The following is a 24076-nucleotide window of genomic DNA, read 5'->3' as shown; positions in this document are numbered from 1 at the left end:
CCTCAGCGGGTGCGGCGGCGTCGGTCCGACCAGCGCTTCAGCCCGATCAGCAGGGCCACCCCGACCAGCAGGCCGCCGGCCGCCCAGAGCAGCTCCTCACGACTCTCGGCCGTGGCGAGCTGGCCGAGCTGGCTGCCCAGCAGGGTGACGCCGGCCAGGCCCGGGGCGATGCCCAGCAGCGAGCCGATCATGTAGTCGCGAAAGCGCAGGCGGAAGGCGCCAGCCATCATGTTGGTCAGGGTGAAGGGCGCCAGCGGCAGCAGGTTGACCAGGGTCATGGTGCGGATGCCGCGTCCCGAGAGGTAGCGTGACAGGCCGTGAAGGCGCCGGCCGCCGTGACGCATCAGCGCCTCGCGGCCCAACCGGCGTCCGACCCACCAGGTCAGCATCGAGGCGGTCAGGGTGCCGGCCAGCGCGTAGGCGAAGCCCCACCAGGGCCCGAACAGCAGGCCTGTCAGCGCCACCAGCAGGCTGAGCGGGAACATCACCAGCGACGCCCCGGCGTAGACCGCCATGACCACCAGCACCGCCCAGGGCGCCTCCTTCCAGGCCACGGCCCCCTTCGCCAGGGCCATCAGGGCCTCCACCGTCAGCAGGTCCTGCATGGCCAGCCACTGCCAGAGCAGGCCGAGGGCCACGAGGGCGACCAGCAGGCCGGTGACGAGGGCGAGACGGTGGCTCATGTCGCGGGGCTTCCAGGGGGGATCGGACCCCAAGCATACGGCAGAGCGGGCGAGGCCCAAAGGGCCCGCGACACGAGGGCGCACATCGCTTCCCGCTGCCCCGGGGCGCGGGCGGCGTCAGGCCCGGCGGGCCAGCACCCGCAGGCGGGACTCGAGCATGTCGAGGTCCAGGTAGGTGCCCTGCAGGTGACGGCGGCCGGTGCTCGGGTCGAAGGCGCGGCGCCCGTGCAGCACGCGACGGTTGTCGAAGGCGACCATCTGCCCCGGGGCCAGCGCGAAGTCGATCTGGTGTTCGGGAGAGTGCAGCAGCCGCCAGAAGCGCCGATAGGCGGCGTACCAGGCCTCGATGAGGGGCGCCGGCAGCCGCAGGGTGTCGCGGATCCAGTTGTTGAAGCGCACCTCGAGCACTTCGCCGTCGGCATCCAGCGAGAGGATCGGCGCCCGGGTGCCGATGTCCTGTTCCTCGTCCTGGAAGCGGAAGTCGATCGGCGTCTCGGCGAGGAGCCGGAAGGCCTCGGGGTCCTGCTCGCGAAGGGCCTCGGCGGCGGCGAAGCCGTCGGCGAAGATCGACTCGCCCCCCTCGGCGTCGTTCTCCAGGCAGTAGAGCAGCTGGATGTCCGGCGGCTGGCGCCAGTTGGGCAGGTCGGTATGCAGCGCCAGGCCGATGGCCGTGTAGGCGGCGTTGTTGGGGTTGGGCTTGGAGCGCACGTCGAAGCGGGCGCCGAAGTTGGTCGGGCGCAGTGGACCGATGCGCTCGGCGAGGCGGCTGACCTCCTCGTCGGCCAGCGGGCCGTCCTCGAGCAGCACCAGGCCGTCGCGAAGCAGGGCCTCGAGCCAGGCACGCTCCCCGGCGGCGCTGCCCGTGAAGTCGGCGTGCACCACGCGACAAGGCACATAGCCGGCCGCCCAGGGGCGACGCGCCGGGAGGGTCGGGGCGGGCGCCTGGCCGGGGCGACGCTGGTAGAGCCAGCCGGCATCGAAGCGGCTGCGGTGGTCGTCCGCCCAGGTCAGCGCCAGGTTGCCGTCGACCAGGGAGGCCTCGGGGAGTCGGGTGACGGGCGTCAGGGGGCGGTGCAGGCGCTCGCGGGTCACCGGGTGGCGGCAGGCCTCGCAGGCACAGTGGTCGCGCAGCCAGTCGAGCGGGAAGTGGGCCCTCGCGCCATCCTCCCAGACCAGCGCGAGCCGGCCCGTGCCGGGGTGGACCTCGACGAGGGCCGGGGCATCGGCGTGGTCGGCCAGCTCGCCCATGGGGAGCCGGGGACGGGCCGTCGGGGGCGTCTCGATAGCGGTCATGCGGTCCTCCTGTGGATGGCGGGTCTGGTGTGGCCGCCAGGATGCGGGTTGGCCGGTGGGCTGACAAACGATTAATCTGGCCGCTATGACCCCATTCAGCTTATGTGAAGGTTGTTCATGACCGGGCTGCCTCCCCTGCTCTGGCTGCAGGCCTTCGAGGCGGCGGCGCGGACCCTGAGCTTCACCGCGGCCGGTCACGAGCTGGGGGTGACCCAGGCGGCCATCAGCCAGCGCATCCGCCTGCTCGAGGATCGCCTGGGCCAGAAGCTCTTCGTGCGCCATCCCCGCAGCCTCAGCCTGACGCCGACGGGACAGGCCTGGCTGCCGTGCCTGCAGGATGCCTTCACGCGCCTCGCCGAGGGGACCGACGAGGTCTTCGGGGGCACCCCCGATGCCCCGGTGACCCTGCGCACCACCCCGGTCATGCAGCAGGGCTGGCTGGCGTCGCGCCTGCCGGCCTTCCAGCGCGCCCATCCCGAGATCGCCCTGCGGCTGGTGAGCGCCATCTGGCCGGACGACTTCGGCCCCGAGGGGGCGGACCTGGAGATTCGCTATGGCCGCGGCGACTGGCCCGGCATGGAGGCGGTATCGCTGGGGCCCGAGTCCATGCTGCCGGTCTGCGCGCCCTCGCTTGCCGAGGCGATTCGCGCGCCGGCGGACCTGGCGCGGCAGACCCTGCTGCATGCGGTGGGCTTCGCGGTGGGCTGGCCGACCTGGCTGGAGCGGGCCGGCCTGGCGGGGCTCGAGTCGCGCTGTGCGGCGCTGACCTGCGACAGCCAGGTGATGACCCTCGCCCTGGCCGCCCGGGGCGGCGGGGTGGCTCTGACGCATCGCCGGCTCGCCGAGGCACGGGACGACCTGGTGGCCCCCCTCGACCTGGCCATGCCCACCGAGGAGGGGTTCTGGCTGGTCCGGCCGGGACGCCGCGAGGCGCGCCCCGAGGCCCGGCAACTGTGGGACTGGCTGGTGGCGCGGGTGTCCGACGAGGCCGGCTAGGCAGGAGCCTCCCGCCCCGGCCCCGGGTCAGTCGTCCCCGGCGGCGATGAAGGCGGGCCAGCGGTCGGCCGGCACGATCAGGTAGATCCGTCCCCGGTAGGGCTGGTGATAGCCGGCGATCTCGACCTGGCGGGGCGTCGGCTCACGGCGCTTCTCGATGATGTGCCCCCGGGGGTGGCGGGCGGCCCATTCCGTCACCGCGCGGTCGTCGTCGAGCGTCGTCATGTCCGTCACGAGACGTCCCAGGAAACGGAACTGGTCGTGATACTCCCCGACGTAGGCCAGGGGGCGTGACTGCGCCTCCAGCGTCGCCAGTCGCTCGGCCATGGGGCGCAGGTCGTAGTAGCCCCGGATCGCCGGCGAGATCAGCAGCAGCAGCGGCGGCAGGATCCCCCAGAGGGCGAAGCGCTGCAGGGGCCGGGTCGCCCAGGGGGCGCCCAACAGGCCTCCCGTCGGGCGTCGGGATCGAGCTGGCGCACGATATCGGCCACGAGCCAGAAGCCGGCGAGCCCCTCGGTGGGGATGACCAGCCGGGCCACCCAGTCCGAGGCGCCGAACAGCCACCAGCCCAGCTGGATCAGCCAGAACAGCAGCGGGGGCTTGTGGGAGTAGGCCTCGCCGTTGAGGAGGGGCACCAGGAAGGACTGGTGCTGCCACATCTCCCAGGCCACGGACAGGTAGCGGGTCTCGTCGATGGGCATCAGCGGCAGGGCCGCGACCCGGGCGAGGATGATCGCCACCGCCAGACAGAAGGCCAAGCTAGCGCCGGAGACCCTCATCGCGCCGGTTCCCCTCACCCCTGTGCTCCTCTCCCTCGTTTTCCCTGTTGCTCCCTGCTTCCTGTTCCCGGCAGGCGCTAGTCGTGTCGCCCCGAGGAAGCGGCGTCGAGGGTGGTGGGCGCGACATACAGCGGTGCCGCCCCGGCATCCCCCGAGCAGGCATCGAAGGCGCCGCCCGGGATCAGCCACCAGGCCTCGCTGTTCTGCACGCCGAGATCCCGGGTGCGCGTCAGGTCCGCGCAGGCGACCTCCTCGTCACGGTGCTGGGGCACCAGCATCCAGCGCTCGCCGGGTGCCTCGTGCAACCAGGCGAAGGCGCGACGGAACTGGTCGTCGTCCGGCGTGTGGTAGCCGAAATGCACCATCGGCTGGCGGGCCTGGAGCACGAATTCCTCGTCGAAGGCGGGCATGGCCAGCCAGGCTTCCGGGCCGGTCTGGGCCACGATCTCCTGCATCAGGTCGCGGGGAGAGCGCGCCGGGTCCATCAGCTGGTACCCCCAGGTCGACCAGCTCAGCCAGAACACCGCCAGCCAGCAGGCCAGGGCCACCAGGCCTCGCCGCGGCCGACCCCAGGCCAGCAGTCCGAAGGCGACGAGCCCGAGCAGGCTCCACCAGGCCCAGGGAACGACCCCGTGGCGCTCGGCTAGCCGGGCCAGGGCCGGCAGCCCCAGGGCGCCGAGGACTCCGGCGGCGAGGAACACGACGCCGAACAGGGCCAGCACCCCGGCTCCCAGCCAGTGGAGCCGCGGGCGACTCAGCAGGCCCGCCAGCATCGGCGCAGAGGCCAGCACCAGCAGCGGCAGGGTCGGCAGCAGGTAGACGCCGCGCTTGCCGGGGGAGAACGAGAAGAAGACGATCACCAGCACCAGGCCGCCGAGCGGCAGCAGGACCCGCGCATCGAGGCGCCGGGCGCGATGCCACCAGGCGGGCACCAGCCAGGGCAGGGCCAGCACCAGCGGCAGCCAGGCCCAGGGGATCACCTCGAGGAGGTAGTAGTACCAGGGCTTCACATGGTGCCAGGCGTCGGCGTAGCGCTCGCCGGTCTGCTTGAACAGGATGTTGTCGCGATAGGCCGCCAGGGCGGGGTCGTCGGAGAAGGTGGTGTAGAGGGCCATGGGCACCACCCAGAGCGCGACGACGCCGAGGATCACGGCAATGCCGAGCCCCAGGTCGCGCCACGCCAGGGGCACCGCCTGCCGCCGCCAGGCCAGCAGGCCCCAGAGGGGCAGCATCAGCAGCGGCAGGAAGCCTACCCCCTTGGTGAGGATGCCGAGTCCCATGCCGGCGCAGCCGATGAACCACCAGCGACGGGCGGGCCCCAGCAGGGCATGGCGCAGCATGCCGTAGGCGCCCAGCATGATGAAGAAGGTGACCAGCATGTCGATCTGGGCGGTGCGCGCCTGCAGCCCGAACTGGAAGCTCGACAGCAGGGCCAGGCCGGCGAGCAGCGCCACCCGGCGGCCGTGCAGCCGGCGGGTCAGGTCCATGACCAGGGCCAGGGTGCCCAGCGCGCCCAGCAGGGAGGGCAGCAGGAAGCCCAGGCGCACCGAGCCGGTCAGGTGGATCGAGGCGGCCGTGGCCCACATGAAGATCGGCGGCTTGTCGGGATAGGGCTCGCCGGCCCGATGGGGGATCCAGAACTGCCCCGTCTTCAGCATCTCCAGGGCGTTCAGGGCGAAGCGCGGCTCGTCGGCGGGCCAGGGGTCGCGCAGGCCCATCCCGACGCCCAGGAACAGCGCGGCCAGCACCAGCAGCCAGAGCCAGTGCAGCGACGGCAGGCGATGCAGATAGCCGGGGCGCGGCAGGGGGGCGGTGTCGCGTGTGAGGAAGTCGATCATGTCCTGGCCCGGTGCTCCCGGATCTCGCGACGGATCAGCATCAGGTTGCGGACGTAGATGAACAGCCCGGCGCCCTGGCCGGCGATGAACACCGGGTCGCGACGGTAGATCGCATAGGCCAGCAGGGTCGCCCCACCGGCCAGGCTGAAGAACCAGAAGGCCCGGGGCAGGATGCTGCGCCGCGCCCGCTCGCTGGCCAGCCACTGGACCAGGAAGCGGGCGGAGAACAGGGCCTGGCCCAGAAAGCCGATGCCCAGCCAGAGCCACTCGACCGTCATGTCGTGCGCTCCGTCCGCTCGTCCCGCGCCGTGGTGTTCTCCGGGGATAGCCTTTCGAGCGCGGCCGGCAGGCGCGAGCGGCGGCGCAGCCACATCACCCCGGCCATGTCGAGGAGGCCGGCCCACAGCCGGTTGTTGAGGCCGTAGTGGGAGCGGCCGGTGCCCCGGGGGCGGTGATTGACCGGCAGCGAGACGCAGCGGCCGCCCTGGGCCTGGACCAGCGCCGGCAGGAAGCGGTGCATGTGATTGAAGTAGGGCAGGCGCAGGAAGGCTTCGCGACGCATGACCTTCAGCCCGCAGCCGGTATCCGGTGTCTGGTCCCTCAGCAGCCGGGCGCGCACGCCGTTGGCGATCCGCGAGGAGATGCGCTTGAGCCAGTCGTCGTGACGGGTGGTGCGGTGGCCGGCGACCAGGGTGACGTCGCCCTGGCGGGCCCGTTCGATCAGGCTCGGCAGGTCGGCCGGGTCGTTCTGGCCGTCGCCGTCCAGGGTCGCCAGCCACTCGCCTCGCGCCTCGTGGCCGGCCTGCCACACCGAGGTGCTCTGGCCGGCGCTCTCGGCGTGGCGCAGGGGGCGAAGCCGGGGGTCCTCGGCGGCCCGCGCCTCGAGCAGCGCCCAGGTGCCATCCCGGGAGGCGTCGTCCACGACCAGCACCTCATGGTCGATGGCGGCCAGGGCGTCGGCAATCTCGTCGAGCAGGCTCGGCAGGTTGCCCGACTCATCCCGGGCAGGAATGATCACGGATACCAGGGGGGAGGTCACGACGTTTCCTTCTCCTTCTCACTAACGGTGCTTGCCGGGCCGGCATCATATCGCCCCCGTCTTACCACAGGCTTAATGGGGGCAAAGCGGAGACAGCGTCGCGCACGCGGGCCCCGAGGGGAATCGTGTGATGGTCGCTTATGGAGGGCAGGAGGCGGGACTTTCCCGGCCGCCGGAAGGGTCGCACGAGGTCACCGCGTCACGGTGGCGTCTCCCAGGCCAGGATGAGGCGGCCATCCCACCCGCCGGTGGCGGGCACGGCTTGCTGGATCATGCCCCCGTCGCCCAGGCTTCTTGCCAACCGGTCCCTGGCGGCATCGATGGCGGGCAGGGTCCGCTCCATGGGCACCACTCCGAGAAGCTGGGAGCGGCGCCGGGTCACCACCGACCCGACCCACAGCGGCATGCTGGCGGCGGTGTCGTCGCGGGTCAGCTCGATGCTGGTCGCCCAGACCTGCAGGACCATGCGCATCGACGGTGAGCCGTCGATGGCATGAGTCAATCGCAGCGCCGAGGCGCGTCCGTCATGCAGCCGAGGCAGAACGGGCAGGCCGGCGGCAGTCGTCCCGGGGCCAAGCCATTGCAGGGTGCTGCTCAGGTTCCACGGGACACGGGGCTGCCAGCCGTGGCGGGTGAGTTCCCGCTCGAGTGCCGTCAACTCACCGGCCCACTGCAGCGTCAGCGGCTCCTCGCTTTCCCCTCCCAGGTCGATCCGCCTCTCGGGCAATCGACGGTAGGCGTGGTCACGCCAGTCCACAAGCGACAGCTGCTGCCGTTCCGGTGACGCCAGGTAGCGCGCCTGGTCGTCGGCGAAGCTGCCGAGGACATGCCAGGGCCAGGCGATGGCCAGCGTGAGCAGGGCCACTCCCACCAGGCCCCTCGGGGAGAGGGAGCGGGGGCGGTGGCGGGTGTAACCGATGGCCAGCAGCGTGACCCAGGCCGTGGCGACGGCGATGCCGGCGGTGACGTCGGCCAGCCAGTGCGCCCCCAGGTAGAGGCGCGAGAAGGCGATCAGCATGACCGGGACACTGACGCTGGAGATCGCCCACACGCGCCTGCTCGGGCGTAGTTCCCGGGCGATGAGGAAGCCCAGGAAGCCGTAGAGGACGGCATTGATGGTGGCGTGACCACTGGGGAACGAGAACGCCTCCCAGCCGCTGTACAACGCCGTGGGACGTGGCCACTGGACGGCCCACTTGATGAGCGGGGTGAAGAGTGCGGCACCGCCGACCGCGGCGATCCAGTAGCCCGCCGCCTGCCAGGCTCGACACCAGAGCAGCCAGCCCAGCACGACCACCGTCAGTATCACGACGACGACACTGTCACCGAGCTCGGTGATGACCAGCATCAGGTGATCGCCCCAGGTGGTGCGAAGGCCCTGCAGGAAATGGAACACCGCCTGGTTGGCCTGGACGAGCGGATCCCCCGTGACGATATCCTCGAGGATCCCCAGGAACAGCCAGAGGGAGCCGGCGAGAATCGCGGCCCCCGCCATGAGCGCGCGGGTCTCGGAACGCTCGGGCTGCAGGAGGCCCCGTACCAGGCGCCTCGTCCGGGTATCCCCCTCGGCACTCCAGAGAATCAGCCGGTTCTGGACCCGCAGCAGCCCGCGCAGTCCCTCGCCGAGAAGGACATGGCGGGTGAGCCATATCACGACCCAGACGAGCAGGACCACCAGCGCCAGGAACAGGGTCAGGCGCCCTGCGATCTGCGCGACGAGATGCAGCGAGGCACCGAGGGCGACCCCGGCGACGACATGGCTCGTCGCCCAGACCAGCGCCGAGGCGATGTTGAAGGCGTAGAACCGGACCGGTGGCATGCCGGACATGCCGGCGACCAGCGGCACGAAGGCTCTCGGCCCCTGAACGAACCGTGCCAGGAAGACCCCCTTGCCGCCTTGGCGGTAGAAGAACCCCTCGGCCTGGGAGACGAGCCGGGGGTAACGGCGCAATGGCCACATCGCGACCAGCCGGTGCTCGTAGCGTCGGCCGAGCCAGAACGAGAGTCCATCCCCCATCACGGCCCCCGCGATGGCGGCGATGATCAGGGGCCAGATGCCGAGCGCGCCGGCGGGCACCAGGGTGCTGATCCCCACGATCAGCACCGAACCGGGCACGATGAGGCCGGCAACCGGCAGCGCCTCGGCCATGGCGAGCAGGCCGACCAGCAGGTAAGCCAGCCACCCGTGCTGGGCCGACAAGACGGTGAGCTGCGCGACCAGGGTGTCGATCATCGCGATGTTCCCGTGCGGCGGGGAGAAGGGGCAGGGGGCCGGTGATCGGCGTTCGCGGGGAGCAGGCTAGCCGATGCCATGGGCCAGGCGGGCCAGCGGATCCTGATGGAAATAGCGTGACAGCAACCCGTAGAGCGACGGATAAGCCCGGTGGAGCCGGTCGGGGTCGCTGAAGAAGTGCTCGCAGCAGACCGCGAAGCACTCGCCGGGGTGGCTCGCCGCGTACTCGTCGATGGGCGTCGCCTCGCCCCGGGCGAGGCGCGCCTGGAGGTCCTCCCAGACGCCCATGAAGATGCGATACCACTCCTGGGGGTCGAGCTCCCGGGGCAGGGGCGGGAAGCCGTCGACGTCCAGGGAGTTGCCCAGGTCGAGCTTGTGGGCCAGTTCGTGGATCAGCACATTGAAGCCATCCAGCCCGCCGCTGGCCATGAGGTCGGGCCAGGCGACCACCACCGGCCCCTGGTAGGAGGTCTCGCCGGCACGCTCGTCGTCGTACTCGTGCACCACGCCGTACTCGTCCATCTCCTCCACCCGACGGTGGAAGGCCTCGGGCAGCACCAGGATCTCGTGGACGTTGGCGAAGGCCTCCTGGTGCTCGCTCTCGCACCAGCCCAGGGTCAGCAGGCAGGCCTGGGCCGCCAGGGCCAGCCGGGCCGGGTCGTCGAAGGTCACGGCGCCGGCGAGGTCCGGGTGCAGGCTCAGGCGCTTGGCATGCACGAACGCCCAGGCCCGCCGTCCCAGCCGTTCGGCCTGGTCGTCGGACAGGGCGGCGAGCAGCGGCAGCCGGTCCTGGGCCTCGGCCCAGTCGGCGGCGGGAAAGGGGTGGCGTTGCTCGAAACGCCTGCCCCCCAGGCGCAGCAGCCGGCCGAGCATGGCGTCAGCTCTCCTCCAGGTTGGCCCCGGACTTCCAGGACCAGTCGCGCCAGCGCAGGTCGAAGAGGTCCTTGCGCCGGTCCTTGAGGTTGGTCACCGAGCCCTCGGCCCGCACCACGGTCAGCCGGGTCAGGTCGAGGTCCGAGAACATGATCATCTCGGTGTTGGGCGTGGTCTCGGAGAGCACGGCGTCGTGGGGGAAGGCGAAGTCCGAGGGCGAGAACACCGACGACTGGGCGTACTGGATCTCCATGTTCTCGATGGAGGGCACGTTGCCGACGCTGCCGCACAGCACCACGTAGCACTCGTTCTCGATGGCCCGGGCCTGGGCGCAGTGGCGCACCCGCAGGTAGCCGTTCTTGGTGTCGGTCCAGAAGGGCACGAAGAGGATGTCCATGTCCTGGTCGGCGAGCAGGCGGGAGAGCTCGGGGAACTCGACGTCGTAGCAGATCTGGATGCCCACGCGGCCGGCGTCGGTGTCGAAGACGAACAGCTCGTCGCCGCCCTCGATCACCCAGTCGCGGCGTTCCTGGGGGGTGATGTGCAGCTTGGTCTGGGCGTCGATGCTGCCGTCGCGATGGAACAGGTAGGAGACGTTGTAGAGCCGGCCGTCCTCGTGTTCCTCGATCATCGAGCCGGCGACGATGTTGATGTTGCAGGACACCGCCATGCGCGACAGCTCGGTCTTGAACTGCTCGGTGAAGCCGGCCAGGAAGCGGATGGCGGCCATCTGGTCCTGCTGGGCGGCGCGGTCCTGCAGCCCCATCAGCGGCGCATTGAAGAGCTCGGGGAAGACCGCGAAGTCGCTCTGGTAGTCGGAGAGCGCGTCGACGAAGTACTCGACCTGCTGCAGCACCGCCTCGACCGAGGAGAACTCGCGCATCTGCCACTGCACCGCGCCGACGCGCACCTGGGTCGGGCGATTCTCCAGCACCCGTTCCGCCGGCTCGAAGAGGATGTTGTTCCACTCCAGCAGGGTGGCATAGCCCTGGGACTTCTCGTCCTCCGGCAGGTACTTGCGCAGCAGGCGCTTGACCTGGAAGTCGTTGGCCAGCTGGAAGGAGAGGATGGGGTCGTGGATCTCCTTGCGGGCCACCTTGTCGAGATAATCGGCCGGGGAGAGCTCGTGGGCGTGCTCGTGGTAATGGGGGATGCGCCCGCCGGCGAGGATCGAGCGCAGGTTCATGGAGCGGCACAGCTCCTTGCGCGCCTCGTAGAGGCGGCGCCCCAGGCGATAGCCGCGGTAGTCCGGGTGGATCAGCACGTCGAGACCGTACATGGCGTCGCCATCCGGGTCGTTGAGGATGGTCTCGCGCTTGCCGATCAGGTCGTCGTAGCGGTGGGGGTTGGAGAAGGTGTCGTAGTCGACCAGGGCCGTCAGGGCCACGCCGACGATGATCTCGTCATCCTCGATGAGGATCTGGCCGTCGGGGAATTCCGTGATCAGCTTGTCGATGGTGGCCTTGGGCCAGGCCCCGCCGATGTCGTCATAGACCCGGTCCATCAGGCTCTTGAGCTGCGGGTAGTCGTCCGGTGTCAGGTTGCGCAGGTTTAGGTGCAGGTCGTCGAGGGACATGTGTGCCGGGCTCCCGCCGTCAGAAATCGATGCAGTCTACCATGGGGCCGAGCGGCGCATGATGCAACGGCGCGCCGGGCCATCCGGAGCATGGCTGGCCACGCCCCGGTCCTCGAGCCCTGCCTCGGCGGCGTCGGGGGATCCCTGACCGTCGAGGCGCTACTCCATCAGCACATAGTGCCCGGGGGCATCGTCGAGCGGGGGATAGTCGGCCGAGCCCATCGAGGGCAGCGCCTGGGAATCGCCGGAATGCGCCGCCAGCCAGCCCTGCCAGGCGGGCCACCAGGAGCCTTCGACCACCGGCGTGCGGCTGAGCCAGGTGTCCGGGTCGACGTAGGTCTCGCCATCGGTGGCCATGCGGTAGTGGCGTCCGGTGTCCGTGGGCGGACAGACGATGCCCACGTTGTGACCGCCGCTGGTCAGCAGGAAGGTGAGCTCATGGGTGTCGGCGAGCAGGTGGATCTTGTAGGTCGAGCGCCAGGGCGCCACATGGTCCCACTCGGTGCCCACCGCGAAGATCGGCACCCGGATGTCGCTGACCGTCACCGGTCGGCCCTCGACCTCGAAGCGACCCTCGGCGAGGTCGTTGTCGAGGAACAGCTGTCGCAGGTACTCGCTGTGCATGCGGTAGGGCATGCGGGTGGCATCGGCGTTCCAGGCCAACAGGTCGTTGAGGGGGCGATGCTCGCCCAGCAGGTACTCGTTGACCAGACGCGACCAGATCAGGTCGTTGGAGCGCAGCAGCTGGAAGGCGCCGGCCATCTGCTTGGTGTCGAGCACCCCCTGGGCCCACATGGTGTCCTCGAGGAAGGAGAGCTGCTTGTCGTCGATGAACAGCATCAGCTCGCCGGCCTCGCGGAAGTCGGTCTGGGCGGCGAACAGCGTCATCGAGGCCAGGCGATGGTCGCCATCGCGGGCCATGGTCGAGGCGGCGATGGCCAGCAGGGTGCCCCCCAGGCAGTAGCCGACGCCATGCACCGGCGCCACGGGGCAGATCGACTCGATCACCGTCAGGCTGTCCATGATGCCCTGGCGGCGGTAGTCGTCGATCCCGATATCCCGATCCGCCTCGGTGGGGTTGCGCCAGGAGATCATGAACACCGTGTGACCCTGGCCGACCAGGTAGCGCACCAGGGAGTTGTCCGGCGAGAGATCCAGGATGTAGTACTTCATGATCCAGGCCGGCACGATCAGCACCGGCTCGGCGTATACCTCGTCGGTGGCGGGGGCGTACTGGATCAGCTCGATCAGGTGGTTGCGGTAGACCACCTTGCCGGGCGTCACGGCGACCGCCTTCCCGGGCTCGAACTGCTCCGCACCGGCCGGCTTCTGGCCCTGCAGCTGGCGCTGCCAGTCATCGATGAACTGCTCGGCGCCCTGTATCAGGTTGGCGCCGCCGGTGGCCAGCGTCCTGTCCAGCACCCGGGGGTTGGTGGGCAGGAAGTTGGCGGGGGAGACCATGTCGAGCAGCTGGCGCGCGCCGAACTCCAGCGCCTGTTCGTGGTGCGGCGACAGGCCGGCGAGCCCAGTGGTCGCGTTGCACCACCACTGCTGCTGCAGCAGGAACGACTGGTAGATCAGGTTGTAGGGGAAGCGGCGCCAGGCCGGGTCGCGGAAGCGCCGATCCTGGGGCAGCGGCTCGATGCAGGGGGTCGCCGCGGGGTCGAGCGCCGAGTGGCTGGCCCACACCGCCAGGCGCATCTGTTTCTTGAGCACCTTCTGGACCAGGGTCGCCTGCTTGCCCGGCGAAACGGCCACGCTGGTCAGCCAGTCGACGTAGGTCAGCATCATCGCCGCCGGAGAGAGGCCGAACGTCATCCTCGCCAGCGACGCCCGCATCAGCCGATCGGTACTCTCGGCCAGGCCGGCCTCGTCGAGGCTCGTGCCGGTGTCGCTCGGGGTGTCCTCGTGGTCGGGCCTGATCATCGCGCGTCTCCTCGTGGCCGGGGGGGACGGTTGCCGACCCGCTGTCGGGTCGGTGTGTCCCAGTGTAGCCATCCTAGGGGGCAGGATGGGCCCTTCGCCTTGATCCAGAACAGGCTTTTCCGGCATCCGGACGGCCTCACGAGGGCCGCCGTCGCCTGCCCGGCTCAGCGCGGGTCCAAGTCGGGGCGACTCGTCCCGGCGGGGCGTGGCCTCAGCGGCCGGGTCAGGGTCTGGGCCATGATCACGCCCGCCAGCACCAGGGCACCGCCGGCGAGGTGGTAGGCGGCGACCCGCTCGCCGAGCAGGGCCATGGCGATCAGGGCACTGAACACCGGCATCAGGTTGATGAAGATGCTGGCCTGGCTGGCGCCGATCTGGCGGATGGCCCGCATCCACAGGAAGGTGGTGATGATCGAGGCGGGGATGCCCGCGTAGAGGATCAGCCAGACGTTCTGGTCGTCCACCGGCGTCATGGGGCCGAGCAGGTAGCCGGGCAGCAGGAAGAGGGTGGCGAAGGCCGCCTGCAGGTAGAGCACCACCCAGGGTGGCATGTCCAGGGGCCAGCGCTTGAGCATGACGCCATAGAGCGCGTAGCAGGTGGCGGCCACCACCATCAGCAGGTCGCCGAGGGAGACCTCGAGCGCCAGCAGCGACCGCGGATCGCCCTGCCCCAGCAGCAGGGAGACGCCGACCAGGGCCAGCAGGCCGCCCAGGGTGCCGCCGAGGCTTGGCGCCTCGCGCAGGATCAGCGCGCTGAGCAGCACCGTCAGCAGTGGCACCATGGCCGCCAGGATGCCCATGTTGGTGGCCGAGGTGGTTTCCGCGGCCACGTAGGCGAGCCCCTGCCACATTGCCATGCCGAGCAGGCCCAGCACGGCGAGCTTCGGCCACTGGCGGCGGATGGCCTCGCGGTGGCGCCAGGCCACGGGCAGCACGAAGGGCGTCAGCACGGCCAGCGCCAGCACCCAGCGCAGGAAGGCGATGCTGCTCGGGGCGATGCTGCCCACGGTGAGCTGGTTGATGGTCATGTTGCCCGACCAGATCAGGACGGCGCCCAGCGGGGGCAGGAAGTGCAGCAGCGGCATGGTGACCTCGTACCAAAGACGAGGCCCCGCCAGGGCGGGGCCTCGAGGGGGCGGGACAGGCGGTGATCAGGCGATGGCGGCGACCGCGGCCTTGGCCACCTGCACGTCCTGGTCCGGCTTGACGCCGGAGATGCCGACGCTGCCGGCCACCTGGCCCTCGACGATCACCGGCACGCCGCCGGCCAGCAGGGCCTCCATCGGCGCGGTGACGAAGGCGGTACGGCCATTGTTGATCATGTCCTCGAAGACCTGGGTCTCCTTTCGGCCGATGGAGGCGTTGCGGGCCTTCTCGCCGGCCACGCCTGCGCTGAAGGGCGGCGCGCCGTCGAGGCGGCGCAGGCCGAGCAGGTGGCCGCCGTCGTCGGCGACGGCGATGGTCACGGCCCAGCCGTTGGCCTCGGCTTCCTTCTGGCCCGCGTCCAGCAGGGCGTTGACGTCATCCAGGGTCAGGACGGGTTTGGTCTGCATGGGAATCTCCTCGTTCTTGGGTCTCGCGTATCGGGGTGTCGGGTGTCGCGTTGATGGTCAGGCCAGGGCGTCGTCGACGATCTCGATCCAGTGCCGCACCGGGGTGCGGTTGGCGCCGGCCAGGTGAGTCTGGCAGCCGATGTTGGCCGTGACGATCATCTCGGGGTTGCCGGCCTCGAGGTTGTCGAGCTTGTTGTCGCGCAGCTGGGTGGCGAGCTCCGGCTGGGTGACGGAGTAGGTGCCGGCCGAGCCGCAGCAGAGGTGGGCGTCCTGTACCGGGGTGAGGGAGAAGCCGAGCCCGCGCAGCACCTGCTCCACGGCACCGCCGAGCTTCTGGGCGTGCTGCAGGGTGCAGGGGCAGTGGAAGGCGAGCCGGCGACTCTCCTTCGCCTCGAGGGACGAGAGGTCCTCGTCGCGCAGCACCTCCACCAGGTCCTTGGCCAGCGCGCTGATGCGCTCGGCCTTCTTGGCATAGGCGGGGTCGTCGGCGAGCATCTCGCCGTACTCCTTGACGAAGGCGCCGCAGCCGCTGGCGGTCTGGACGATGGCCTCGCAGCCGGCCTCGACGTGAGGCCACCAGGCGTCGATGTTGGCGCGCATGCGGGCCCGCCCGGCCTCCTGGGCGTTGAGGTGGAAGTCGACCGCGCCACAGCAGCCGGCTTCGGGGACCGGGGTCAGGCCGATGCCGAGGCGGTCGAGCACCCGGGCGGTGGCGGCGTTGGTGTTGGGCGAGAGCCCGGGCTGTACGCAGCCCTCTAGGATCAGCATCTGCCGCGCGTGGCGCTTGCCCTCGGGGCGTGCCCCGGCATCCACCGGCGTCGGCGGCATCTTGTTGGCCAGCGCGCCCGGCACCAGCGGGCGGAAGGTCTGGCCCAGCTTGAGCAGCGCCTGGAAGCGCTTCGGCTCCACGAGTGCCTTGCGCAGCCCGAAGCGCAGGGCGCGGTCGGCGGGCTTGCGCGGCACCCGCCGCTCGATCTCGGCGCGGCCGATGTTGAGGAGCTTGTGGTACTCCACCCCGGAGGGGCAGGTGGTCTCGCAGTTGAGGCAGGTGAGGCAGCGGTCGAGGTGCAGCCGGGTCTCCTCGGTGACCTGGGTGTCGTCCTCCGGGCTCTCGAGCATCTCCTTCATCAGGTAGATGCGTCCGCGGGGGCCGTCGCGCTCGTCGCCCAGCAGCTGGTAGGTCGGGCAGGTGGCGTTGCAGAAGCCGCAGTGCACGCAGCTACGCAGGACCCGGTCGGCCTCGCGGATGTGGGGCTTCTGGAGGTCTTCCTCGGTAAAGTGCGTCTGCATCTCGGCTGTTCCCCCTAGGTCTCAGATCGCCGCGTAGAGTCGGCCAGGATTGAAGATGCCCTTCGGGTCCATCTGGGCCTTCAGGTTGCGATGGTACTTCTCCACCACGGGTTCCAGCGGCATGAACGGGTCGTCCTGGCCCGGGCCCTGGCGGTCGCCCAGGCAGGTGGCGTGTCCGCCGGCGCGGGCGCAGGCCTCGCGCACGGTGTGCGCCTCGAGGTCGCTGCGCAGCCAGCGCTGGGTGCCGGCCCAGTCATAGAGCAGGTCCGCTTCCTCCACGCCGGGCAGGCACAGCGACGGGGTGTTGTGGGGCAGCGAGAGGCGCCACAGGGCCCGGGCGTCCTCGCTGGAGAAGAACGCCAGGCGCTGCTCGCGCAGGTCCGCCCAGAAGCCGTTGTCCAGCTCCTCGCCGCCCAGCCGCTCGCGGGTGGCGGCCACCGAGCTCGGCCCGCCCTCCAGGCGCAGGTTCAGGGCGCCGTCGTGCCAGGCGGCGGCGGTGATGGGAAGCGGGGAGCGTCCCCACTCGGCCAGCTTCGCCAGGGCCTCGGCCAGCGGCATCTCCAGGCGCAGGCTGTGGCGGGCGCCTGGCGTCGGCAGCACCTTGAGCGACACCTCGGTGATCAGCCCCAGGGTGCCCTGGGCACCGACCATCAGCCGCGACAGGTCGTAGCCGGCGACGTTCTTCATCACCTCACCGCCGAAGCGCTGCTCGTGCCCCTCTTGGTTGATGACCCGGGTGCCCAGCACGAAGTCACGCACGCTGCCGGCCCAGGGGCGGCGGGGGCCCGAGAGGCCGGTGGCGACCATGCCGCCCACGGTGGCGCCCTCGCCGAAGTGGGGCGGCTCGCAGCCGAGCATCTGGCCGTTGTCGGCCAGGGTGGCCTCCAGCTCGGCCAGCGGGGTGCCGGTGCGCACCGATACGATCAGCTCCACCGGGTCGTAGTAGGTGATGCCGCGATGCTCCCGGGTGGACAGCGTCTCGCCCTCCACGGGGCGGCCATAGAAGGCCTTGGTCTCGCCGCCGGCGATGCGCAGCGCCGTTCCCGCCTGGGCGGCCTGGCGCACGCGTTCACCGAGCGCCTCGCTGATGTCCTGATCGGTCGATGTGGGTCGTGTCTCGGCCATGGGAAATCCTCAGAATCGGGGCAGCTCGGGGTGCGGGAGCTCGTTGTTGTGGACATGCATGGCACCGAACTCGGCGCAGCGGGCCAGGGTCGGGATGTTCTTGCCCGGGTTGAGCAGGCGGTCGGGATCGAAGGCCGCCTTGACCGCATGGAAGGTGGTCAGCTCGCCCGGGTTGAACTGGGCGCACATCTGGTTGATCTTCTCGCGGCCCACGCCGTGCTCTCCGGTGATCGACCCGCCCGCCTCGACGCACAGCTCGAGGATCTTGCCGCCGAGTTCCTCGGCCTGCTCCAGCTCGCCGGGACGGTTGGCATCGAAGAGGATCAGCGGGTGCATGTTGCCGTCGCCGGCATGGAAGACGTTGGCGACCTTCAGGCCATACGTCTCGGAGAGGTCGCCGATGCCCTTCAGCACCCGCGGCAGCTCGCGGCGCGGGATGGTGCCGTCCATGCAGTAGTAGTCGGGCGACATCCGGCCCACCGCCGGGAAGGCGTTCTTGCGCCCGGCCCAGAAGAGGGCGCGTTCGGCCTCGTCCCGGGCCTGCTGGATGTCGGTGGCCCCGGCCTTCTCGAGCACTGCGCGCACGGTGGCGCAGTCGTCGTCGACGTCGGCCTCCACGCCATCCAGCTCGCAGAGCAGGATCGCCTCGGCCTCCACCGGATAGCCGGCCTTGACGAAGTCCTCGGCGGCGCGGATGGCGAGCTTGTCCATCATCTCGAGCCCGCCGGGGATGATGCCCGCGGCGATGATGTCGCCCACGGCGCGGCCTGCCTTCTCGACGTCATCGAAGCTAGCCATCAGCACCTTGGCGGTCTCGGGCTTGGGCAGCAGCTTGACGGTGATCTCGGTGACCACGCCGAGCATGCCCTCGGAGCCGGTGAACAGGGCCAGGAGGTCGAGGCCCGGGGCGTCCAGGGCCTCGCTGCCGAGTGTCATGCGCTCGCCCTCGATGGTGATCACCTCCACCTTCATCACGTTGTGCACGGTCAGCCCGTATTTCAGGCAGTGCACGCCGCCGGCGTTCTCGGCCACGTTGCCGCCGATCGAGCAGGCGATCTGCGACGAGGGGTCGGGGGCGTAGTAGAGGCCGTAGGGGGCCGCCGCCTCGGAGATGGCCAGGTTGCGCACGCCGGGCTGGAGGCGGGCGATGCGGGCATCCGGGTCGACGTCGAGGATGCGGTTGAAGCGCGACATCACCAGCAGCACGCCCTTCTCCAGCGGCAGGGCGCCGCCGGACAGGCCGGTGCCGGCGCCGCGGGTCACCACGGGCACGCCCAGCGCTCGGCAGCGCTTCATCAGCGTCTCGACCTGCTCGAGGGTCTCGGGCAGGGCCACCAGCATCGGCAGGACTCGGTAGGCCGAGAGACCGTCGCACTCGAAGGGGCGCAGGTCCTCCTCGCGGTGCAGCAGGGTCATGCCGGGTGCCGCCTGCTGCAGGTCGGCCAGGACCTCGGCCTTGTCGATTTCCGGCAGCTCACCGTCTAGCCGCTCATCGTAGAGGATGTTCATGGGGCTTCCTCGCTGGAGTGCCCATCGCCCACCCGGGCCGGGCACGTGACCGTTTGTGATCCCAATCTGTGCCTTATTGACGGGCGTGTCCAGTCTCTGGTTCGCTGGTCAGACCAGTTGTTGGTAGTATTGTGGAAAGATTTTTCACGATACACCCTTGGGCCCCAGACTGGCACCCCGGAGACCCCCGATCATGCCCCGCTACCACGACGAGCTGGTGACCACGTCACGCACGCCCGATGCCATCGCGTCCCGGCTCGAGGAGCTGATCCTGGACGGCGTGTTCCGTCCGGGCCAGCTGCTGCCCTCGGAACGGCGCCTCAGCGAGCGCCTGCAGGTCTCCCGCGCCTCCCTGCGCGAGGCGCTACGGACGCTGCGCGGCAAGGGGGTCATCGTCACCCGCCAGGGGCGGGGCTCGGAGGTCGCCCCGCTGGTGACGACCGCCCAGGACAATCCCCTGATGCACCTCTTCCGCGACCATCCGAGGACCCTGTTCGACCTGCTGGAGGTGCGGGCCCTGCTCGAGGGAGAGTCGGCGAGCCTGGCGGCCAGCCGGGGGACGGCCTCGGACCGGGTGCTGATCACCCGGCGCTATCGCGAGATGGTCGACTACGTGGAGAGCGCCGAGGCCATCGAGGCCGAGCGCCTGGCCCGGTTCGACCACGGCTTCCATCTGGCCATCTGCCAGGCCTCCCATAACCCGGTGCTGGTCCACACCCTGCAGAGCCTCACGGACCTGCTGCTGAGCTCGGTGTTCGCCTCGGTGAAGAACCTCTATCACCGCCCGAGGTCCCGCGAGATGATCAACCGTCAGCACGCCCGGCTATTCCGGGCGGTGGTCCAGGGCAAACCCGTGCTCGCCCGTCGCGCCGCCCTGGAGCACCTGACCAGCGTCGGCGAGCAGCTGCGCGAGCTCGAAGCGGAAGAGCAGCGGCTGGAGCGCTCGGCCATGCGTCTGGAGGGCTGGGAATAGGGATCAGTGGGCGGCGGCGTCGAAGGGGGGGGCGTCCTCGATCACGCCGGCGAGGGAGGCCACTTCGAGCTTGTTGCAGAGGTGGTCGCGCAGGATCTGTCCCAGGCGTCGGCCGTCGCGTGCCTCCAGGGCGAGGATCATGTGCTCGTGGTCCTGGACGGCCCTGCGCCAGAAGTCGGCGGTCATCTTCTTGGAGTAGCGGACCCGCTTCACCCGCTGGTTGAGGTTGCTGTACGTCTCCTGCAGCACCTCGTTCGCCGAGGCGGCCAGGATCGCCTCATGGATCCCCTGGTTGACCCGGAAGTAGTCCGGCAGGTTGCCATCGCGATAGTGCCGGAGCATCTCGTCATGCAGCGCGCGGACGCCCCGTATCCCCTCGTCGCTGATGTTCTGGCAGGCGAGCTCGCCGGACAGCCCCTCGAGGGCCCCCATCAGGTCGTAGGTGTCCTTGACCATCTTCAGGGTCAGGCGCACGACCCTGGCCCCGCGGTTCGGCAGCAGTTCGATCAGACCCTCCGAGGCGAGGACCTTCAGCGCTTCCCGCAGCGGGGTGCGGGACACCCCGAACCGCTCGCAGAGCTGCTTCTCCGATATCCGCTCGCCGGGGGCGAGATCCCCCTGCTCGATGAGCTCCCTGACGCGGTCGGCCACGTCCAGGTAGAGGCTGCGCTGCTGGATCTTGCTCATGGCATGGGTTCCTCGAGGCAATGGCGTCCCGGTGATCGCGGCCGGTCGGTGCATCCCGGGGGAGTGGACCAGGCTGGCATTCTCCCATGAAAGGGATTATGAATTCAAAATGCAGCAATCATCCACCTCGACGATCCTCAGGAGCTTCCCATGGCCGGCAAGGTCTTCCGCAGTCATTTCCTGCTTGGCCGAGGCCAGGCGCGCCGCATCCTGGACGGCGCTTTCGCACTGGCGCGCCAGCAGGGCCTGGAGCCACTCACGGTGGTGGTGCTCGACGGGGGCGGACATGTCGTCGCTGCCGAGCGCGAGGATGGTTGTGCCCCGCTGCGCTTTCCGGTGGCCCAGGGCAAGGCGTTTGCCGCCCTGGGCAACGGGGTGGCCAGCGGGGTAGTGGGGGAGCGCAACATCGAGCGCCCCGCCTTCCTGGCCAGTGTGGCCGTGGCCTCCGGCGGGCACTTCGTGCCGGTGGCCGGTGGCGTGCCGATCCTCGACGAGGAAGGGCGGCTCATCGGTGCCGTGGGGGCCAGCGGGGCAAGCTCGGGCGAGGACGAGGCCGCCTCGATTGCCGGTATAGAGGCCGCCGGTCTCGGCTGGGGCAGGGAGCCGGAGTGGGACTGAGAGGCCCCTTTCCATCCCCCGGGTCTGTGCTCCGCTGGTAGAAAGCGACTAAAGTTTAATGTCTGATTATGAATTTTGAATTCAAATTGATTCAGTGAGGCATGGCGGTCACCGCATATCATCAACATCACAACCTGGGTGTTCGCCTCGGCTCGACACTGCCGGATCGAGTTCGGCTCACCGGCAAGACGCATACAACAACAAGCCAGCACCGGAGTATCCAATGAAAGTGATCAAGACAGCCTTCGCCGTCACTGCCCTGGCCGCCGCCATGACGCCCGGCCTCGGCTTGGCGCAGACCGAGTTGCAGTTCGGCCACGTCGGCAACCCCGGGTCGCTGTTCGACGCCTCTGCCACGGAATTCGCCAGGCTCGCCAACGAGCGGCTGGGGGACGACTACGAGGTGGTGGTCTACGGCTCGAGCCAGCTGGGCGGCGACAGCTCCATGTTGCAGAAGCTCAAGCTCGGCCAGCTGACCTTCACGCTGCCGTCCTCCGTGATGTCCTCGGTGGTCGACGAGTTCGGCCTGTTCGAGATGCCCTATCTGGTCAAGGACCGGGAGCACATGAAGCGGATCATCGAGGAGGTCCTCGAGCCAGACCTCTATCCACTGGCAGAGGAGGAGGGCTACAAGATCCTCGCCGTGTGGGAGAACGGCTTCCGCCAGATCACCAACAACGTGCGGCCCATCAACACGCCGGAGGATCTCGACGGCCTGAAGCTGCGCACGCCCAAGGGCACCTGGCGGGTGCGCATGTTCGAGGAGTACGGCGCGAATCCGTCGCCCATGGCGCTCTCCGAGGTATTCACCGCGCTGCAGACCGGCACCATGGATGGCCAGGAGAATCCGCTGGTGCAGATCTACTCCCAGAAGTTCCAGGAGGTCCAGGACTACCTGTCGCTGACGGGCCACGTCTACACCCCGGCCTACGTGGTGGTCTCCAGCAACCACTGGCAGGACCTTCCCGAGGACGTGCGCGACGTGCTGATGGACACCGCCCAGGAGGTCCAGGACTTCGTCTACGAGACCGCCGCCCGGCAGGATGAGGAGCTCCTCGGCAAGATGGAAGCCGCCGGCATGGAGATCAACGAGGCCGACAAGCAGGCGTTCATCGATGCCAGCGGCCCCATCTACGAGCTCTTCGACGAGGAAGTGGAAGGCGGCGGCGACCTGGTCGACCGCGCGCTGGCACTCGGCCAGGAATAGTAGGCCGCTCCGTCCCCCGACCGAGGACCGCCCCGCCCGGGGCGGTCTCCCTTACTCTGTTCGACGGAGTGGCTTCCATGTCCCTTGCGAGACTGCGATCCGGCTTCGAGTGGCTGCTCGAAGTCATCACCATGCTGCTGGTGGTGTCCCTGACGGTTGTCGTGCTGCTCGGTGTCACCTTTCGCTTCTCAGGCAACTCCCTCAGCTGGTACGACGAGGTGGCCGCCGTGATGCTGGCCTGGGTGACCTACTACGGCGCCGCCCTGGCTGCGCTCAAGCGCGGCCATATCAGCGTGCCGGGCCTCGTCTTTTCACAGCCACGGGCTGTGCGCATGACGCTGGTGGTGATCGGAGAGATCATCATCCTGACCTTCTTCGTGATGCTCGCCGCCTATGGCGTGCGTGTCATCCAGATCCTCGGGGGATCGACGCTGGTCAGCGTGCCGATCCCGATTGCCGTCACCCAGTCGACCATTCCCATCGGCGCCGGGCTCTATGTGCTTGCCGAGCTCTTCAACCTGCCGACCATCCTGCGCGAAGCCTGGCATGGCAAGGCGCCGCCCGCGGAACATGACATCGTGGAGGAACTGCCATGACGACTGCCCTGATCCTCCTGGCCGGCCTGGCGATGATCTTCATCAACATTCCCATCGCCGTGGCGCTGGGGGCGGTGTCCCTGATTGCCATGCTGGTGCTGCAGGGCCCGAACAGCCTGCTCAGCTTCCCCATCGTGATGTTCGATGGCTCGACCAAGTTCCCGCTGATCGCCATCCCGCTGTTCGTGCTGGCCGGGGCGATCATGAACACCGGCGGCATCTCCCGGCGACTGATCGATTTCGCCTCGGCGCTGCTTGGCTTCATCCGCGGCGGGCTGGCGATGGTCAACATCGGCACCTCGCTGTTCTTCGCCGAGATCTCGGGCTCGGCGGTGGCCGACGTCGCCGCCCTGGGCTCCATCCTGATGCCGGCGATGAAGAAGAAGGGCTACCCGGCGGACTTCACTGCCGCGATCACCTCGTCCTCGGCATCGCTGGCGATCATCATCCCGCCGTCCATCCCGATGATCCTCTACGCCGCCATGGCCGACACCTCGGTGGTGCAGCTCTTCGTGGCCGGCATCGTCCCGGGGCTGCTCGGCGGCCTGTCGATGATGGCGCTGGCCTGGTACTTCGCGGTCCGCTACAAGTACCCGGTCGAGGAAGCCTTCCAGCTCAAGAGGGTGTGGGCCACCTTCAAGGCGGCGGGCCTTGCCTTCCTGCTGCCGCTGATCATTCTCGGCGGCATCTTCGGTGGCTTCATGACCGCCACCGAGGGCGCTGCCCTCGCGGTACTGGCGGCGCTGCTGATCAGCTTCCGCTACGGCGAGCTGCGCTGGAGCACGCTGCGCGGGGCCATGGTCGAGGGCGGCGTGCAGACGGCGGTGGTCATGCTGCTGGTGGCGAGCTCCGCGCTGCTCGGGGACTTCCTCACCCGCGCCCAGTTGCCGCAGACCCTGGCGGCGGTGATCGGCGACTTCACCAGCAACAAGTACATGGTGCTGGCGCTGCTCAACGTCTTCCTGCTGGCGATTGGCATGATCCTGCACTCGGCGGCCGCCATCATCCTGACCGTGCCCATCGTCATGCCGCTGGTGATGATGGTCGGCATCGATCCGGTGCACTTCGGCATGATCGTCACCCTGAACCTGGCCATCGGCCAGCAGACGCCCCCGGTGGCGAGCGTGCTGATGACGGCCTGCTCGGTGGCCAAGGCGGACATCTGGGACGTGGCCAAGGCCAATGTTCCGTTCATGATCCTGCTGTTCGTGCTGCTGATGCTGGTGACCTACGTGCCGGTCATTCCCATGGGCCTGGTGGAACTCTTCTACCGGTGATGCAG

23 protein-coding genes are annotated in these 24076 nt (G+C 69.4%); 6 read left to right on the top strand and 17 right to left on the bottom strand.

Translation table 11 applies throughout. From position 1 onward, the window contains the following. Positions 1-2: 2 nt before the first annotated feature. Entirely contained in the window at positions 3-683 is a 681-nt protein-coding gene (locus tag BOX17_RS04645) for a TVP38/TMEM64 family protein (RefSeq protein WP_071942281.1), read from the bottom strand. Positions 684-800: 117 nt separating this feature from the next. Further along, entirely contained in the window at positions 801-1976 is a 1176-nt protein-coding gene (locus tag BOX17_RS04640; RefSeq protein WP_071942280.1) for a TauD/TfdA family dioxygenase, read from the bottom strand. A 117-nt stretch (positions 1977-2093) separates the two neighbouring features. Between BOX17_RS04640 and BOX17_RS04635 the strand changes: the two genes are divergently transcribed. Continuing rightward, on the top strand, positions 2094-2972 hold the full coding sequence (locus BOX17_RS04635; RefSeq protein ID WP_071942279.1) for a LysR substrate-binding domain-containing protein: 879 nt from the start codon (positions 2094-2096) through the stop codon (positions 2970-2972). Positions 2973-2999: 27 nt separating this feature from the next. On the opposite strand, the gene BOX17_RS04630 is transcribed toward BOX17_RS04635, so the two are convergent. From BOX17_RS04630 to glcD, 14 genes are all read right to left on the bottom strand, one after another. Further along, complete coding sequence (locus BOX17_RS04630; RefSeq protein WP_071942278.1) at positions 3000-3413, bottom strand: hypothetical protein; 414 nt, start codon at positions 3411-3413, stop codon at positions 3000-3002. Continuing rightward, complete coding sequence (locus BOX17_RS17040) at positions 3338-3730, bottom strand: ArnT family glycosyltransferase (protein ID WP_071942277.1); 393 nt, start codon at positions 3728-3730, stop codon at positions 3338-3340. The genes BOX17_RS04630 and BOX17_RS17040 overlap by 76 nt, the downstream gene beginning before the upstream one ends. 98 nt (positions 3731-3828) lie before the next feature. Then, entirely contained in the window at positions 3829-5589 is a 1761-nt protein-coding gene (locus BOX17_RS04620) for an ArnT family glycosyltransferase (RefSeq protein WP_244272231.1), read from the bottom strand. Then, the gene (locus BOX17_RS04615) at positions 5586-5867 is read right to left on the bottom strand and encodes a lipid-A-disaccharide synthase N-terminal domain-containing protein (RefSeq protein ID WP_071942276.1); all 282 of its coding nucleotides are present in this window, start codon (positions 5865-5867) and stop codon (positions 5586-5588) included. The genes BOX17_RS04620 and BOX17_RS04615 overlap by 4 nt, the downstream gene beginning before the upstream one ends. Then, on the bottom strand, positions 5864-6628 hold the full coding sequence (locus tag BOX17_RS04610) for a glycosyltransferase family 2 protein (protein WP_071942275.1): 765 nt from the start codon (positions 6626-6628) through the stop codon (positions 5864-5866). Before BOX17_RS04610 ends, BOX17_RS04615 begins: the two co-directional genes overlap by 4 nt. Positions 6629-6827: 199 nt before the next feature. Beyond that, on the bottom strand, positions 6828-8861 hold the full coding sequence (locus tag BOX17_RS04605; protein WP_071942274.1) for a bifunctional DedA family/phosphatase PAP2 family protein: 2034 nt from the start codon (positions 8859-8861) through the stop codon (positions 6828-6830). 66 nt (positions 8862-8927) lie between these two features. Then, complete coding sequence (locus BOX17_RS04600; protein ID WP_071942273.1) at positions 8928-9734, bottom strand: M90 family metallopeptidase; 807 nt, start codon at positions 9732-9734, stop codon at positions 8928-8930. 4 nt (positions 9735-9738) lie between these two features. Then, positions 9739-11310 carry a bifunctional GNAT family N-acetyltransferase/carbon-nitrogen hydrolase family protein gene (locus BOX17_RS04595; RefSeq protein WP_071942272.1) on the bottom strand — a complete coding sequence of 524 codons (1572 nt, stop codon included), beginning with the start codon at positions 11308-11310 and terminating at the stop codon, positions 9739-9741. A 159-nt stretch (positions 11311-11469) separates the two neighbouring features. Next, positions 11470-13236 (bottom strand): PHA/PHB synthase family protein, encoded by a 1767-nt coding sequence (locus BOX17_RS04590; protein WP_071942271.1) that lies wholly within the window; start codon positions 13234-13236, stop codon positions 11470-11472. A gap of 164 nt (positions 13237-13400) precedes the next feature. Further along, positions 13401-14321: a DMT family transporter gene (locus BOX17_RS04585; RefSeq protein ID WP_071942270.1), complete on the bottom strand. Its 921-nt coding sequence runs from the start codon at positions 14319-14321 to the stop codon at positions 13401-13403. Between the two features lie 66 nt (positions 14322-14387). Continuing rightward, on the bottom strand, positions 14388-14789 hold the full coding sequence (locus BOX17_RS04580) for a heme-binding protein (protein ID WP_071942269.1): 402 nt from the start codon (positions 14787-14789) through the stop codon (positions 14388-14390). Positions 14790-14846: 57 nt separating this feature from the next. After that, entirely contained in the window at positions 14847-16079 is a 1233-nt protein-coding gene (glcF, locus tag BOX17_RS04575; RefSeq protein WP_071942268.1) for a glycolate oxidase subunit GlcF, read from the bottom strand. Between the two features lie 21 nt (positions 16080-16100). Beyond that, positions 16101-17204: a glycolate oxidase subunit GlcE gene (gene glcE / locus BOX17_RS04570; RefSeq protein ID WP_071942267.1), complete on the bottom strand. Its 1104-nt coding sequence runs from the start codon at positions 17202-17204 to the stop codon at positions 16101-16103. Positions 17205-17213: 9 nt separating this feature from the next. Beyond that, positions 17214-18713 carry a glycolate oxidase subunit GlcD gene (gene glcD, locus BOX17_RS04565; protein ID WP_071942266.1) on the bottom strand — a complete coding sequence of 500 codons (1500 nt, stop codon included), beginning with the start codon at positions 18711-18713 and terminating at the stop codon, positions 17214-17216. Between the two features lie 193 nt (positions 18714-18906). On the opposite strand from glcD, the gene glcC reads away from it, so the two are divergent. Beyond that, positions 18907-19686 carry a transcriptional regulator GlcC gene (gene glcC, locus BOX17_RS04560; RefSeq protein ID WP_071942265.1) on the top strand — a complete coding sequence of 260 codons (780 nt, stop codon included), beginning with the start codon at positions 18907-18909 and terminating at the stop codon, positions 19684-19686. Positions 19687-19689: 3 nt separating this feature from the next. On the opposite strand, the gene BOX17_RS04555 is transcribed toward glcC, so the two are convergent. Next, positions 19690-20373: a GntR family transcriptional regulator gene (locus tag BOX17_RS04555; protein WP_071942264.1), complete on the bottom strand. Its 684-nt coding sequence runs from the start codon at positions 20371-20373 to the stop codon at positions 19690-19692. 150 nt (positions 20374-20523) lie between these two features. Here BOX17_RS04555 and BOX17_RS04550 point away from each other — a divergent pair, with 150 nt between their 5' ends. The 4 genes from BOX17_RS04550 to BOX17_RS04535 all read left to right on the top strand — a co-directional run bounded on the left by BOX17_RS04550 (position 20524) and on the right by BOX17_RS04535 (position 24071). Further along, positions 20524-20991, top strand: coding sequence for a GlcG/HbpS family heme-binding protein (locus BOX17_RS04550; RefSeq protein ID WP_071942263.1), 468 nt, complete (start codon positions 20524-20526; stop codon positions 20989-20991). 223 nt (positions 20992-21214) lie between these two features. Then, entirely contained in the window at positions 21215-22198 is a 984-nt protein-coding gene (locus tag BOX17_RS04545; protein ID WP_086830699.1) for a TRAP transporter substrate-binding protein, read from the top strand. 77 nt (positions 22199-22275) lie between these two features. Beyond that, positions 22276-22794 (top strand): TRAP transporter small permease, encoded by a 519-nt coding sequence (locus BOX17_RS04540; protein ID WP_071942262.1) that lies wholly within the window; start codon positions 22276-22278, stop codon positions 22792-22794. Continuing rightward, positions 22791-24071, top strand: a complete 1281-nt coding sequence (locus tag BOX17_RS04535; RefSeq protein ID WP_071942261.1) for a TRAP transporter large permease — start codon at positions 22791-22793, stop codon at positions 24069-24071. Before BOX17_RS04540 ends, BOX17_RS04535 begins: the two co-directional genes overlap by 4 nt. The last annotated feature ends 5 nt before the right edge of the window (positions 24072-24076 follow it).

It is taken from the genome of Halomonas aestuarii (genome assembly GCF_001886615.1).
GTDB lineage: Bacteria > Pseudomonadota > Gammaproteobacteria > Pseudomonadales > Halomonadaceae > Halomonas > Halomonas aestuarii.
The sequence above is the reverse complement of the archived record's forward strand: the minus strand, read 5'-3'. Positions and strand labels throughout refer to the sequence as shown.